The organism is Arthrobacter sp. MMS18-M83 (assembly GCF_026683955.1).
Classification (GTDB): Bacteria; Actinomycetota; Actinomycetes; order Actinomycetales; family Micrococcaceae; genus Arthrobacter.
Genome location: NZ_CP113343.1, coordinates 1,975,412 through 1,989,577 on the forward strand (window position 1 = coordinate 1,975,412; position 14,166 = coordinate 1,989,577).

Here is a 14,166-nt window from a genome sequence, read left to right on the forward strand (position 1 = left end):
TGATACAGGCTGCATTGTCAGGTCCAGCTGGGGGATCGCATGCAATCTATTGTTCAGCGCCGGCGCGCCGCTGAAGACGGGCGCGCCGCTGAAGACGGGCGCGCCACTGAAGAGCCCGGTGGAGAACGGACAAAGTTCCGTGACACTCCACGCGAGGTCAGGGCCTACTCGGCTGCGGGAATCGCCGCTTGGGCGGCGCAACTGGGTCCCCCCGCGCCGGAGGCTCCGCGTTCCCGCAGAATGGCGAGGACCGGCGGCTTAGTTTCGATCGCGGCTTTGTTGCTCTACCTGACGTGGCGTATCTCGTTCACCATGCCGCTTGGTGGCTGGGACCATGTCATCGCTTGGACGCTGGTGACGTTTGAGGCCCTCCCCCTTGTGGGGCTCGTCCTGAAGTCCATCACGCTGTGGAACATCGATTGTCATGCCCCGGAGCCGGTAGCCGAACCGCCCAATGGCATGAGGGTCGCCGTGTTGATCCCCACGTACAACGAACCGGTGGAGGTCCTTGCCCCCACGATCGCCGCGGCCTGCGCCCTTCAACCGAACCACGAGACATGGGTGTTGGATGACGGATCCCGCCCGTGGGTTGACGAGATGTGCGCGTCCTTCGGCGCGCGCTTTGTAACCCGCACCGAGCATGATCATGCCAAGGCGGGCAACATGAACCACGCGCTGGATCTGATGGCCGCCGAGGAAGCCGCCGGCAAAGACCCAATCGACATCATTGCCGTGCTGGACTGCGACCACGTACCCCTCCCGACATTCCTGACGGCCACCTTGGGCTGGTTCGCCGACGAGGAAATCGCCCTTGTCCAAGGGCCGCAGGCGTTCTATAACTCCGGAGCCTTCGACGACGACGGAATCTCCGGCGAGCAGGGGCTGTTCTTCAACGTCCTCATGCCCTCACGCAACGTTCCCGGCGCGGGGCCTTTCTGGTGCGGGTCAACATCCTTGCTCCGCGTCAAGGCACTTCGTGAGGTAGGTGGTGTAGCCACCGAAACCATCACCGAGGACATGCACACCACCCTCAAGCTCATCCGGATCGGGCGGAAGACCGTGTACCACCACCAAACCCTGGCAGTGGGCCTGGCCCCGGCAACGGCCGATCAGTACCTGCTGCAACGCCGCCGTTGGGGCATGGGCGCGATGCAGATCCTTACTTACGAGCGCCTGTGGGCCGCCAAGAGCTGGATGACCTGGCGGAACTTCCAGGAATACATCAACGGAACCTTATGGTGGCTGGAAGGCATTGCTACCCTGATTGCGTTCATTATTCCGATGGCGGTGATGATCTCAGGAGCCCAGACCTCGACCGCCGGCCCCGTGGAGTTCACCCTCGCCTTTGGAGCCATGTTCTGGGTCCGTTTGTGGGGCGCAAAAAGACTCATGCGCCACCAGATCCACTGGCCGACGGCGTTCGCCCTGCGGATCTTCCGGGTCCCGGTTGGCATGGCCTGCCTCTGGTGGCTCGTCTCGCGCAAGACCCTCGAGTTCCAAGTCACTCCCAAAGGCGCTGCAGAGCTTCGACTCCGCGGGCGTGCCCCGTGGGTCCTCCTTGTGTTGATCTTCATCGTGGCCGGGATCATTCTCTACGCAGCCGCGGGAGTCCTGGGATGGGTGCCCTGGCGGACAAGTCCGGGCTCCACTATTGCCGCCGGCGTGTGGCTGGTGTTGGCCGGAGTGGTCCTCGTTCTGGGAACGCTCCGGATCCGAGCCGCCGAATTCGCCACATCACGAAGGAACGCCCACCGGGCCACCATCAACATACCCGTCACGGTTGAGGGTGTCCCTGGCGAATTGCTTGATATCTCCATGGGTGGCGCCGCAGTTCAAGTGGAGGCCGACGCGCTGCCGGAGGCTGGCCGCGTTCACCTGGCGCTGCCGGGGGCCAAACCGATTGCCTTGGACATCGTTCGGGTCTGGTCCACGTCAAGGAACGGCCGCACGGCGTCACTGCAGGTTCACGACGGCGACTGGAACGCCTATCGAAGCCTCGCACTCTGGCTTTTCCACACTCCCGATAATGTGTTGCCCGGCTTTCCTCCCGGCGTTCCTGCCATCGCAACTCGGGAGTCAGCATGAGCCGGTACAAGATTCGAAAGCCCGCCCTTGCTTGGATAGTGGTGGCCACCGGGGCGGCCGTGGTCATCCTGGCGATGATCCTCGACGCAAACCAAGGGACGTGGGCGTCACAGACCGTCGGCGATTTCGCTATCCTGGCAGCCGTACTGATCGCTTCAGCCAGTTGCGCCCGCGCCGCCATGCGGCAGGACGAAAGTGCCCGCGCCTGGTGGTTCATGACCCTGGCCACGCTCGTCTGGGCCGTGGCCCAATCAATCTGGACGTTCTTCGGACTCACCCTAGACCACGACTATCCCTACCCCTCGGTAGCCGACGCCCTTTTCGTCGGCTATTCGATCCCGGCCGCGATCGGCCTCTACTTGTTCCCCCGTCCCCGGGTTTCCCGGGTTGCTTTCCTGCGCGGACTCCTGGATGCGGCAGTAATCGCCTCCGCCGTGCTTTTCATGAGCTGGGCCACCGTCCTCGGTTCCATGTACAGGGCCGGAGGGCAGGAAACCCTTGTCTATCTCACCGGTCTTGCTTATCCGGTTGCCGATATCGTGATGGTCTCCATAGTCCTCATGCTCATGATGAGGAGGGCACCAGGGGAGCGCCTCAGGTGGGTCTGCCTAGGTGGCGGGCTGCTGATCCTTGCGATCACTGACAGTACCTACGTGGACCTGACCTCCGACGGCGTCACTGGACTGACCGGAACACCCCTGGCCGCAGGTTGGATCGCAGCGTTCCTGCTGATCGCCCTCGCCCCGCTGGTCCCCTACGCCCCGCGTCCACGGACCGACCGGCGCCTCTACACCTTGGCCTTGGAACTCCTCCCCTACGTCCCCGTCTTCGGTGCCGTCATGGTGGCGCCCATACGTGTTGGGCGTCCCAGCGACCCTTTCCTCCAGACCGTAGGCCTTACTGCGCTCGCCCTGGCCGTTACGCGACAGATTCTCATCATCCTGGAGAACATCGCCCTGACGCGGGATCTCGAGTCCAAGGTTGCCCAGCGCACGGCTGAACTCGAAGGTCTGGGCGCCATTGTGAACTCATCGGCCGATGCCATCGTGGGCAAGACCCCGGACGGCGTCATCACCAGCTGGAATCCCGGCGCCGAACGGATCTACGGGTACAGCGCCGCGGAGGCAATTGGCAGGCATGTTTCCTTCATCATTCCGGACGATCTTGAGGACGAGGAAGAAGGCCTCCTCGCGGCGATCGCGGCTGGCGGGGAAACGCGCAGCTACGAGACGGAACGACTACGAGGCGACGGCTCCATTGTGCCCATCTCCCTGACGATGTCCCCCATCCGCGGTGCTGGCGGCATCCACGGAGTTGCCACGATATCCCGGGACATCACCGAACGTCGGCTCGCGCAGGCCGAGTTGGTGACCGCGCGGGAAGCCGCCGAGGAATCCAGCCGCTTGAAGTCTGAGTTCCTGGCGACAATGAGCCATGAAATCCGCACGCCGATGAACGGCGTCATTGGATTAACCGGCCTGCTACTGGACACCCCCTTGGAAGAAACCCAGCGGCAATATGCCGAGGGCGTCAAAGGGGCGGGCGAAGCCCTGCTGGCCCTGATCAACGACATTCTGGACTTCTCGAAACTCGAAGCGGGCAAGGTTGACCTGGACCCCGCACCGTTCAATCCACGCACCCTGGTGGAGGAGCTCGCAGCCCTCCTGGCGGAAGCCGCCCAGGCCAAGGGCCTGGAACTCATCGCGTACTGCCGCCCGGAGGTTCCGGCGATGCTGGTGGGCGACGCAGGCCGCATCAGGCAGATTCTCCTCAATCTGGCCTCGAATGCCGTGAAGTTCACGCCTTCCGGTGAAGTCGTCATCAGCGTGAAGGTCGTGGAGAAGGACCCCGCAAACGTCTGGGTGCGCTTCGAAGTCCGTGACACCGGGATCGGGATCGGGGCAGCAGATCATCTCAGGCTCTTCGAGTCCTTCTCACAGGCCGATGCCTCCACCACCCGGCGGTATGGCGGAACCGGCTTGGGACTGGCGATCTCGCGGCGGCTCACAGAGGTGATGGGCGGCGAGATCGGGGTGGACAGTTCGCTGGGAAATGGCAGCACTTTCTGGGCCACCCTTCCATTGGGAGTGACAGGTCCCGCCGCAGCTCCGTCGTCGATCTCTCCCGATCAGCTGACCGGACTCCGGGTCCTGGTGGTGGATGACAACGCGACCAACCGCTTGGTGCTCGAAGGGCAACTAGCGGGCTGGCGGATGAAACCGGAGGCTGTAGGCGATGCCCAACAGGGCTTGGACCGTTGCCGCGAGGAAGCCGCCGCCGGACGTCCTTTCGACATTGCGGTCCTCGATATGTGCATGCCCCACATGAACGGGCTGGAGCTGGCGCGCACACTGAGTACCGACGCCGCGTTGGCCTCCATCCGGATCATCATGCTGACGTCCACCATGAATGTGGACAAGGCCGAACTCGTGGCGGCCGGGGTTCAGGAGTGGCTCACGAAGCCCGTGCGCGGCTCTGAATTCTACGATCGGCTCATGCGCCTTGTAGCGACCCATCCGGTCAGCGCTCCCGGCGTCTCTCCCGCTGTCCCCGTCACCTTCAGCCAGCCTTCGCGCGGCCTGATTTTGATCGTGGAGGACAACGAGGTCAATCAGCTCGTGGCCCGGGGCATGGTCGCAAAGTTAGGGTACGAGGCCGACGTCGTCGCTGACGGAAGTGCGGCAGTCGCCGCAACTGGGGCGACCAAGTACGCGGCGGTCTTGATGGACTGCCACATGCCCGTCATGGACGGATTCGAAGCAACCAAAGCCATTCGGGAACGGCAAAATGGACACCGCAGGCTCCCCGTCATTGCCATGACCGCCGGGGCCCTGGATGAGGACCGTGACCGCTGCCTTGCCGCCGGCATGGATGACTATCTCACCAAACCGGTGGACATGGACAAATTGAACCAGGTTCTCGCACGGTGGATACCCGAGCCGGCGAAGGAAGGCACCGAACCTGCCCTCGACCCCGCGAGGCTGGAAACATTGCGAGCCCTCGGCCCGGCGGACGGGCTGGGGTTGCTGCACGCCGCAGCACAGGCCTTCCGGCAAGACATCCAACCAAGCCTGGAGGCACTCCGCCAGGCTCTGGACAACGGAGGCGGAGACGCTTTCAGACAGGTAGCCCATAAATTGAAAGGCTCGGCAGCCAACATTGGAGCCGCCCGCGCGGCCCGGATGTGCGAAGAGATGGAACACGGCTCTTCAGACGGAGCGCCTGGCGATCGCGCCCTCCTCGCCGGTCTTGAAGCCGAACTGGCCGTTGTTGACAAAGCACTGGACGATGCTTTGGCGGTGGCCCCATGAAGGTGCTCGTAGTGGATGACGACTTAGGTTCCCGCCTGGTAGCGAAAGCAGCAGTGGAGCAGTCCGGCCACGAGTGCATCGTGGCTGCGGACGGCAGCTCCGCCTGGGAGTTGTACAGGCAACACCGCCCGCAGGTGGTCGTGACTGATCTGATGATGCCCGGACTCGATGGGCTCGACCTCTGCAGGGCCATCAGGTCCGCGGAGCAGGATTCCTACACCTATCTGGTCCTTGTCACATCCAAGGACTCACGCGAGGACGTGGTCGCCGGCATGCGTGCCGGCGCGGACGACTATGTTGCCAAGCCCCTTGATCCCTTCACCCTGCATACCCGCCTTCTGGTGGCGCAAAGGGTTACTTCGCTGCACACGGACCTTGCGCGCTACCGCGCCGCGCTTGCGGAGCAAGCCCGGACCGATCCCTTGACGAAGCTCCATAACCGGCTGAAGCTCTCGGAGGATCTGGAGCAGCTGCACCACAAATGCGCTCGTTACGGGACGGACTACAGCCTGGCCATCTGCGACGTCGACAATTTCAAGAGTTACAACGACATCTACGGCCACCAAGCCGGTGACTTGGCGCTGCAGGCCGTCGCGGCTTCCCTCGCCCGCCAAGGGCGCCAAAGCGATGGAATTTACCGGTTCGGCGGAGAGGAATTCCTTTTCCTGCTGCCCGGTCAGACTGTGTCCGGGGCAGAAACGAGGCTGGAGCGTGCACTCGCGGCTGTGCATGGCCTGGGCATCGCGCATTCCGGGAATCCCTCCGGGACCCTCACGGTGAGCGCTGGAGTCTCGGCCTACGTTCCCGACCACCGGGTCAGCAGCGAACGGCTCCTCAAGGAGGCCGACATGGCCCTGTACGCAGCCAAGTCAGCTGGCAGAAACCGCGTGGAAGTTGCGCCAGAAGTTCGGCAACACACCCAAAACTGAAGTTGGATACCGAGGCCTTACAGCTTCGGAACAGCTTCCTCTGCCACAGCCGTGGCCTCAGCAAACTGGGTGTTGTACAGCTCGGCGTAGCGCCCATCCGCCGCGAGAAGCTCTGCGTGCGTGCCGCGCTCAACGATGGATCCGTCCTCCACCACCAGAATCACATCGGCAGCCCGGATGGTGGAGAGCCTGTGGGCGATCACGACGGCGGTGCGTCCAGCGAGCGCCTCGCCCAAGGCCGCCTGGACGGCGGCTTCACTCGTGGAGTCCAAGGCGGCCGTGGCTTCGTCCAAGATGACAACCCTCGGTTGCGCGATCAGCAGGCGCGCGATGGTGAGGCGCTGGCGTTCCCCGCCCGAAAGGCGGTAGCCGCGCTCCCCCACCACCGTTTCCAGTCCGTCCGGCAACGAACGGACCATGGCTTCGAGCCGGGCCCGCCGGAGCACGTCCCACATTTCCTCGTCCGTCGCGCCCGGCCTGGCAAGCCGCAAGTTGGAGGCGATGCTCTCGTGGAACAGATGGCCGTCCTGCGTGACCATGCCAAGCGTCGCACGGAGGGAGTCAAACGTAGCGTCGCGGATGTCCAGGCCGGTACCCTGCCCGCTCCCGCCCAAGCGCACGGTGCCGGAGTCGACGTCGTACAGGCGGGACAGCAGCTGGGCCACGGTGGACTTGCCTGCGCCGGAGGACCCCACGAGCGCCACGGTCTGCCCGGGCTCAACGCGGAAGCTGATTCCGTGCAGGACCTCCTCGCCGCCGCGGGTATCCAGGGTGGCCACTTCCTCCAGCGACGCAAGGGACACCTTGTCCGCGGACGGATAGGCGAAGCGGACGTCGTCGAACTCCACTGCAACGGGTCCCGAAGGCACCGCGACGGCGTCGGGCTTTTCCTGGATGAGCGGCTCAAGATCCAGGATCTCAAAGACCCGCTCGAAGCTGACCAACGCGCTCATGACCTCCACGTGGGCGCTGGACAGCGCGGTGAGCGGCGCATAGAGGCGGGTGAGCAGCAGCGCCAGCACGACGACGTCGCCCGCTGCCAACTGCCCGCCCAGCGCAAGCCAACCGCCCAGTCCGTAAACGAGCGCGAGGGCGAGGGCAGAAACAAGCGTCAGTGCCGTGATGAACGTGAACTGCAACATGGCGGTGCGGACGCCGATGTCCCGCACACGGCCGGCGCGCAGGGCGAATTCGGCGGATTCTTCGTCCGGACGGCCGAACAGTTTGACGAGCGTAGCGCCGGGTGCGGAGAAACGCTCCGTCATCTGGGTTCCCATGGCCGCGTTGTGGGACGCGGCTTCGCGGCGCAGGTCGGCCAGCTTGGAACCCATGCGGCGTGCGGGGATGAGGAAGATCGGCAGCAGCACCATCGCCAGGACGGTGACCAGCCAGGAGGTATTGAGCATGACCACGAGGGTCAGCGCCAAGGACACGACGTTGCTGACCACTCCGGAGAGAGTGCCCGCGAAGGCCGACTGGGCTCCGATGACGTCGTTGTTGAGACGGCTGACAAGGGCTCCGGTACGGGTCCTCGTGAAGAACGCAATGGGCATGCGCTGCACGTGGTCGAACACGCGGGTCCGCAGATCCACGATCACGCCTTCGCCGATCACCGAAGACAGCCAGCGGGTCAGCAAGCCAAGCCCGGCATCGGCGACGGCCACGGCTGCGATGAGCGCGGCGAGCCCTATCACTACGTCTACCCCGGAGCGGGCAATGATCGCGTCCACCACCCGGCCAGCCAACACCGGCGTGGCTACGGCAAGGACCGCGCCCACAATGGAGGCCAGCACGAAGGCGATCAACTTGTTCCGGTGCGGTTTGGCGAACGCCAGCACACGTTTGATGGTCTCCCGGGAGAACGGCTGGGAGCCACTCTTCGCGCGGGTGATGTTGTAGAGCGAGCGCCAGGCGACGCCATCCATGCTCATGACTTGTGATTCCCCATTCCGGAAGTGTGCTGCAGTTCAGTCACGGTGCCGTTGTCGAGGTGCCAACGGGAATCGAGCCGGACGTTTTCGAGCAAGCGGCGATCGTGCGTGACCAGCAGGAGCGCGCCTTCGTAGCTGTCAAGTGCTTCTTCCAACTGCTCGATGGCCGGCAAATCGAGGTGGTTGGTGGGTTCGTCCAGGACCAGCAGGTTGACGCCGCGGGCCTGCAGCAGTGCAAGCGCTGCCCGGGTGCGTTCGCCCGGGGACAAGGAATCCATGGTCCGGGACGTGTGGTCCGCTTTGAGGCCGAATTTTGCCAGGAGGGTGCGGACGTCCGCGGAGTTCCATTCGACCAGGACGGATTCGACGGCGTCTGCCAGGGTGAGGTGCCCCGCCAGCAGCCCTCGGGCCTGGTCTATCTCGCCGATCGCCACGGACACGCCCATGGAGGCATCCCCGGCGTCGGGCTGTTGAAGTCCCAGCAGGAGCCGCAGGAGGGTGGACTTTCCTGCGCCGTTGGGTCCCGTGATGCCGATGCGTTCGCCCGCGTTGAGCTGGAGATTGACCGGTCCCAGCGTGAAATCGCCCTGATGCGCGACGACGTCGCGCAAGGTTGCGACGACGGAACTGGAGCGCGGGGCGTGGCCGATGGTGAACTGCAGCTGCCATTCCTTCCGCGGCTCCTCCACCTCGTCAAGCCGCGCGATGCGGGACTCCATCTGCCGGACTTTCTGGGCCTGCTTTTCCGAAGACTCAGCGCTGGCCGCGCGGCGGATCTTGTCGTTGTCCGGATTCTTCTTCATGGCGTTGCGGACGCCCTGCGAGCTCCATTCGCGCTGGGTCCGGGCCCGGGACACAAGATCCGCCTTGGTGTTGGCGAACTCCTCGTACCGCTCCCGGGCGTGCCTCTTCGCTACCGCCCGCTCTTCGAGGAAGGCGTCGTAACCGCCGTCGTAGACCGCCACACTGTTCTGTGCCAGGTCCAATTCCAGGACCCTGGTGACGCATCGGGCCAGGAACTCCCGGTCATGCGAGACCAGCACGGCACCGCCCCTCAGGCCTTGGACGAAGGACTCAAGCCGGGCGAGTCCGTCGAGGTCCAGGTCATTGGTGGGTTCGTCGAGGAGCACCACATCGAAGCGGCTCAGCAGGAGCGCGGCCAAGGCGACCCGGGCTGCCTGTCCGCCGGACAGGCCGGTCATCAGCGCATCCGGACCTGATTCCAGGCCCAGTTCCGCCAGGACCGCGGGGATTCTGTCCTCAAGGTCTGCCGCTCCCGACGCCATCCAGCGGTCGAAAGCCAGGGAGTAAGTGTCATCGGCGTCCGGAGTCCCGGCGGCGAGACCCTCGGCGCCCGCTTCCATGTCGGCCGTGGCTTGGGAGCAACCTGTGCGGCGGGCAATGTAGGCGGCAACCGTTTCACCGGGAGTGCGATCGTGTTCCTGGGGCAGCCACCCGACAAAGGCGTCGGCGGGAGCGAGGCTGACCGCGCCCTCTTGGGGACGGTCAGCTCCGGCAAGAATACGCAAGAGCGTGGATTTCCCGGCACCGTTGGCGCCGACAACACCCACGACGTCTCCGGGCGCCACTGTGAGGGAGAGCTTCGAGAACAGGGTGCGGTGACCGTGGCCGCCGGAGAGCTCTTTGGCGACGAGCGTTGCAGTCATTGGTCTATCCTCTCACTGCTCCGCCCCTCAGCGGAAAGTGCCGCCGTGCGGAAAGGGCGGGGGCATGGAAGAACCCGCTGGTCCGTACTTGGGGGGTGTGCGGACCAGCGGGTTCGAGAATCAAGCATAATTCAATGTGCCCGCATCGTAAAATCGACCTCGCTGTCCTGTCAGAGACTGTCTGCCGGAAACCGTCTATCAGAAAGTGGTTCATGTCCCTCCCTTCCAAGGCGTTCCAGCGCTGGCTGCACGGGATCGCCCCGAATACCAGCACGGCCGATGTCTGCCGATTCTCAGGAGTGAAACGCACCACGCTCGCCCAGCAATTGGTCCGCGGCAAGGTGGCGGAGACGTCGCTCGTGAGCATCAGCCGGGCCTTCGACATGAATCCCTTCGATGCGCTGGCACAATTCGAGGCCTACGCGGCGCTTCGCGGGACCCCGATTCCGCCCACCGACGCGGAACTCGTCAGCCAGGTCTCCACCATGGATCTATTGCGGGCGGTCGTGGAGCGCTCCGAACCCCGCGACGGCCTCGCGCCCCTCGTCCTAGCGGACACGCCGCACGCGACGTCAGTCAGGAACTGGGTCGACGCGATCGACGACGGCGAGTTGCGTCACCGGGTCAGCCATGCCACCGGGATGGCGCCGCAGAACTTCTCCGCGCACCTGACAGCCAACCGGCTACCCCCGGAACTGGCGCTGGCCACGTCACGGGCCGCCGGCGTCGGACCCGCCGGAGGCCTTGTGGCCAGCGGCCTCGTCACGGAGGCCGAAGCCGGTTGGCCCCCTGGGGCACGGCGGGATGCCCTGGACAGGATGACGGAAGGCGAGCTGGCCTTGCTGGCCAGCGAGCGCCTACAGGCCCTGGGCAAAGGCTTGCGTCGCCAAGAGCACGAACTCGACAACACCAATAGAATCTGGGAGAACCTGGGATGACCACCGTGTTAGCGTGGGCCACGCTCTCCGTTTGCCTCATTTTGACGGCCATTCGCATTCCCAGCGCCATCCGGGGCGAGAACCGGATGATGTTCGTCCTGTTCGCACTGATTTCCCTGGACATCCTGCTCAGCATCGAGGGTCCTTATTTGTTAATCGACGGGTGGCTGGGCGACTTCAATGTGTCCAACCTGCTTCTCCGGTTCCTGCTCTATGGGACGTTCCTGCTCATGGGCATCAAGGTGGCCAGGGCCTTTGCTTCGCCCGGCGGGGAACGCGCCATCAGGGGACCAATCGGCTTGGCTGTTTTGGGAGTCACCGCGGTCCTCACCGCCTTCTTTTTCTTCTCGATGGACACCTCGGACTCCACTGTTGGCCTGAACGACCTGGATCCAGGGCCAGCCCTTGATATTTATGCGGCCTTGGGACGGTTCTACCCGGGCTACGTTGCCGTGTGCCTCATCCCGGGCATGTGGCGGTCCGTTCGAGGCTCGGGTCCTGTTCTGCTCCGGGCCGCCTCGGCGACATTGCTCCTGGGCCTCGGATTGCTCATCGTTTCGCAGGTCTTTCCGCTCATCCCGGCGTCGGTCGGGTGGCTGCGGCCACTCATCAACTACTCGGCAGCGTTGGCGAGCACGCTTGGTTTGGGAGGCATCTGGCTATCCAAGGCCATTGCGCACCGCGCTAGCGGCGCGGTAACGTCAACGCAGTAGATAAACATACCGCGTAACCTCTTTCACAAATCCATTATATCGTGGCATAATCATGAATGTGTGAAGGCGAAGCAGCCTGACCTTCGAATCAATGAACGGGTTTCCAGGGTTCGTGGCGCGTGCTGGAGCACATTTGGGGGGATGAGTGGTGGCGGGCTGTTGGGGACCGCCCCCACTCAGCCTTTTAAGCGTCCTTCTATGTACGCCCCCGGCAGCCGGTACGGTAGCTGGAACGGACCCGTGACTAAGATGGCTTTCATGAAGAGCCTGCCCACTCGCCGCACAGCACTGTCCGCAACCCTTGCCGCCGTCGCGCTGGCGCTGTCCGCTTGTGGGGGCGGATCATCGCCGTCGTCGACATCGGGCGGAGACACCTCGCTGTCCGCCATCAAGTCCAAAGGCGAGATCGTTATTGCCACTGAAGGCACATACCGGCCGTTCAGCTTCCACGAGAACGGAGCGGGTTCGCTCACGGGCTTCGACGTCGAAATCGCACAGGCCGTGGCCGGCAAGCTCGGAGTCAAGGCGACCTTCCAGGAAACCCAGTTCGATGGCATCTTCGCCGGCCTTGATTCCAAGCGCTTCGACACCATCGCCAACCAGATCTCCATCAACCCCGAGCGCACGGTCAAGTACGATTTCTCGGCGCCATACACGGTCTCCAACGGGGTGGTGGTGACCAAGTCGGACAACACCTCCGTCAACAGCTTCGCCGACCTCAAAGGCAAAACCACCGCCCAGTCACTCACCAGCAACTTCTACAAGATGGCAGTTGACGCAGGCGCCAACGTCCAGGCCGTCGAAGGCTGGGCGCAGGCAGCAACCCTGGTCCGCCAGGGCCGCGTCGACGCAACCGTCAACGACAAACTGACCTACCTCGACTACGCCAAGACCACTCCGGACTCCGGCTTGAAGATCGCGGCGGAAACAACGGACAAAACGCAAAGCGCCCTGGTCTTCCGCAAGGGATCCACCGAGCTTAAGGCCGCGGTGGACAAAGCCCTGGCGGATCTTCAAGCAGACGGCACCCTGGCAAAGATCTCCCAGAAGTACTTCGGCGCAGACGTTAGCAAGTAGCCGGGGGCCAACAGATGACCTTCAACTGGGATCTCGTCTGGAGTTCGTTCGGGCCAATCATCGGCGGCGCCGTCACGGGCACCATCCCCCTGACCTTGGCATCGTTCGCCCTGGGCCTGGCACTGGCACTGCTCGTTGCCCTCTTGCGCTTGAGCCCCAACCGGGTGCTCTCCGGGGTCGCACGCTTCTACGTCTCCGTAATCCGCGGAACTCCCCTGCTGGTGCAGCTGTTCGTGATCTTCTATGGCCTCCCGAGCCTCGGCGTGAAGCTGGAGCCGTGGCCCAGCGCCATCATCGCGTTTTCCCTCAATGTGGGCGGCTACGCGGCGGAAGTCATCCGCGCCGCAATCCTGTCCGTGCCCAAGGGCCAATGGGAAGCCGGGCACACCATCGGCATGTCCCGGCCTCAAACGCTCGTGCGGATCATCCTCCCGCAAGCTGCCAGGGTTTCGGTGCCCCCACTGTCCAACACCTTTATTTCCCTCGTGAAGGACACCTCGTTGGCTTCCCTCATCCTGGTCACCGAACTCTTCCGCAATGCCCAGCAGATCGCCGCGTTCAGCCAGGAATTCATGATCCTGTACCTCGAATCCGCCTTGGTCTACTGGCTCATTTGCCTCGTCCTCTCCACGGGCCAGTCGGCCCTGGAGCGCAGATTGGACCGCTATGTCGCCCACTGACAGCAGCAACGCCTCGCAAGCAGGCACCGGGCTGGTGCTGTCCGCGCGGGACCTCGCCAAAGCCTTCGGCAGCAATGAGGTGCTGCGCGGCATCGACATCGATGTCCGCCGCGGACAGGTGGTCGCCTTGATCGGGCCTTCCGGTTCGGGAAAGACGACGGTCCTGCGCTCGCTCAACGGCCTTGAAGTGCCCGACGCCGGGACTGTCACCTTCGGGGACGCCGACGCCGGGACCGTCCGCGGATCCGGCGCGGGACTGACGCTCGACTTCGCCGGCACCGTGGGTAAACGGGAAATCGCTGCCCTCCGTGACCGCAGTGCCATGGTGTTCCAGCACTACAACCTGTTCCCGCACATGACGGTGCTCAAGAACATCATCGAGGGACCGGTCCAGGTCCAGAAACGGCCACGGGCGGAAGTGGTGGCCGAGGCCGAGAGGCTCCTGGCCCGGGTAGGGCTCGCGGACAAACGCGACGCCTACCCCTTCGAGTTGTCAGGCGGGCAGCAACAACGGGTGGGAATCGTGCGCGCCCTCGCCCTCAAACCCCAGTTGCTGCTCTTCGACGAGCCCACCTCCGCGCTGGACCCGGAACTCGTGGGTGAGGTACTCGGTGTCATCAAGGAACTTGCCGACGAAGGGTGGACCATGGTGATCGTGACCCATGAACTCGCCTTCGCCCGCCAAGTCGCCGACGAAGTCATCTTCATGGACGGCGGCGTCGTAGTGGAGCGTGGGCCGGCCGCGGAGGTCTTGAGGGAGCCGCAGCAGGAACGCACCAAGCAATTCGTCAAGCGCCTGCAGCACGACGTCTGAGGCCCAACTGACTCGCAGTTG

At 64.1% G+C, this 14,166-nt stretch carries 10 protein-coding genes; 8 read left to right on the forward strand and 2 right to left on the reverse strand.

Annotation, left to right across the window (positions count from 1 at the left end; genetic code table 11):
• The first annotated feature begins 39 nt into the window (after positions 1–39).
• The 3 genes from OW521_RS09265 to OW521_RS09275 are packed head-to-tail and all read left to right on the forward strand — an operon-like array spanning position 40 to position 6,325.
• Positions 40–2,085: a glycosyltransferase family 2 protein gene (locus tag OW521_RS09265; RefSeq protein WP_268024781.1), complete on the forward strand. Its 2,046-nt coding sequence runs from the start codon at positions 40–42 to the stop codon at positions 2,083–2,085.
• Positions 2,082–5,396: a hybrid sensor histidine kinase/response regulator gene (locus OW521_RS09270; protein WP_268024783.1), complete on the forward strand. Its 3,315-nt coding sequence runs from the start codon at positions 2,082–2,084 to the stop codon at positions 5,394–5,396. The genes OW521_RS09265 and OW521_RS09270 overlap by 4 nt, the downstream gene beginning before the upstream one ends.
• A gap of 11 nt (positions 5,397–5,407) precedes the next feature.
• Positions 5,408–6,325, forward strand: a complete 918-nt coding sequence (locus OW521_RS09275; RefSeq protein WP_326494020.1) for a GGDEF domain-containing response regulator — start codon at positions 5,408–5,410, stop codon at positions 6,323–6,325.
• A 17-nt stretch (positions 6,326–6,342) separates the two neighbouring features.
• Here OW521_RS09275 and OW521_RS09280 read toward each other — a convergent pair whose 3' ends face one another.
• Positions 6,343–8,256, reverse strand: a complete 1,914-nt coding sequence (locus tag OW521_RS09280) for an ABC transporter ATP-binding protein (protein ID WP_268024786.1) — start codon at positions 8,254–8,256, stop codon at positions 6,343–6,345.
• A complete protein-coding gene (locus OW521_RS09285) occupies positions 8,253–9,923 on the reverse strand; it encodes an ABC-F family ATP-binding cassette domain-containing protein (RefSeq protein WP_268024787.1) in 1,671 nt (556 codons plus the stop codon). Before OW521_RS09285 ends, OW521_RS09280 begins: the two co-directional genes overlap by 4 nt.
• 212 nt (positions 9,924–10,135) lie before the next feature.
• Between OW521_RS09285 and OW521_RS09290 the strand changes: the two genes are divergently transcribed.
• The 5 genes from OW521_RS09290 to OW521_RS09310 all read left to right on the forward strand — a co-directional run bounded on the left by OW521_RS09290 (position 10,136) and on the right by OW521_RS09310 (position 14,145).
• On the forward strand, positions 10,136–10,861 hold the full coding sequence (locus OW521_RS09290) for a hypothetical protein (protein ID WP_268024789.1): 726 nt from the start codon (positions 10,136–10,138) through the stop codon (positions 10,859–10,861).
• A complete protein-coding gene (locus OW521_RS09295; RefSeq protein ID WP_268024791.1) occupies positions 10,858–11,574 on the forward strand; it encodes a hypothetical protein in 717 nt (238 codons plus the stop codon). Before OW521_RS09290 ends, OW521_RS09295 begins: the two co-directional genes overlap by 4 nt.
• Positions 11,575–11,832: 258 nt before the next feature.
• Entirely contained in the window at positions 11,833–12,651 is an 819-nt protein-coding gene (locus OW521_RS09300) for an amino acid ABC transporter substrate-binding protein (RefSeq protein ID WP_268025791.1), read from the forward strand.
• 14 nt (positions 12,652–12,665) lie between these two features.
• Positions 12,666–13,331: an amino acid ABC transporter permease gene (locus OW521_RS09305; RefSeq protein ID WP_268024793.1), complete on the forward strand. Its 666-nt coding sequence runs from the start codon at positions 12,666–12,668 to the stop codon at positions 13,329–13,331.
• Positions 13,318–14,145, forward strand: coding sequence for an amino acid ABC transporter ATP-binding protein (locus OW521_RS09310; RefSeq protein ID WP_326494021.1), 828 nt, complete (start codon positions 13,318–13,320; stop codon positions 14,143–14,145). Before OW521_RS09305 ends, OW521_RS09310 begins: the two co-directional genes overlap by 14 nt.
• Positions 14,146–14,166 lie beyond the last annotated feature (21 nt).

Excerpts from the sequence above, each read along its gene's own strand:
- OW521_RS09305 (WP_268024793.1), top strand. The coding sequence starts at position 12,666 with ATGACCTTCAACTGGGATCTCGTCTGGAGTTCGTTCGGGCCAATCATC.
- OW521_RS09285 (WP_268024787.1), bottom strand. The coding sequence starts at position 9,923 with ATGACTGCAACGCTCGTCGCCAAAGAGCTCTCCGGCGGCCACGGTCAC.
- OW521_RS09310 (WP_326494021.1), top strand. The coding sequence starts at position 13,318 with ATGTCGCCCACTGACAGCAGCAACGCCTCGCAAGCAGGCACCGGGCTG.
- OW521_RS09295 (WP_268024791.1), top strand. The coding sequence starts at position 10,858 with ATGACCACCGTGTTAGCGTGGGCCACGCTCTCCGTTTGCCTCATTTTG.
- OW521_RS09265 (WP_268024781.1), top strand. The coding sequence starts at position 40 with ATGCAATCTATTGTTCAGCGCCGGCGCGCCGCTGAAGACGGGCGCGCC.
- OW521_RS09290 (WP_268024789.1), top strand. The coding sequence starts at position 10,136 with ATGTCCCTCCCTTCCAAGGCGTTCCAGCGCTGGCTGCACGGGATCGCC.
- OW521_RS09280 (WP_268024786.1), bottom strand. The coding sequence starts at position 8,256 with ATGAGCATGGATGGCGTCGCCTGGCGCTCGCTCTACAACATCACCCGC.
- OW521_RS09300 (WP_268025791.1), top strand. The coding sequence starts at position 11,833 with ATGAAGAGCCTGCCCACTCGCCGCACAGCACTGTCCGCAACCCTTGCC.
- OW521_RS09270 (WP_268024783.1), top strand. The coding sequence starts at position 2,082 with ATGAGCCGGTACAAGATTCGAAAGCCCGCCCTTGCTTGGATAGTGGTG.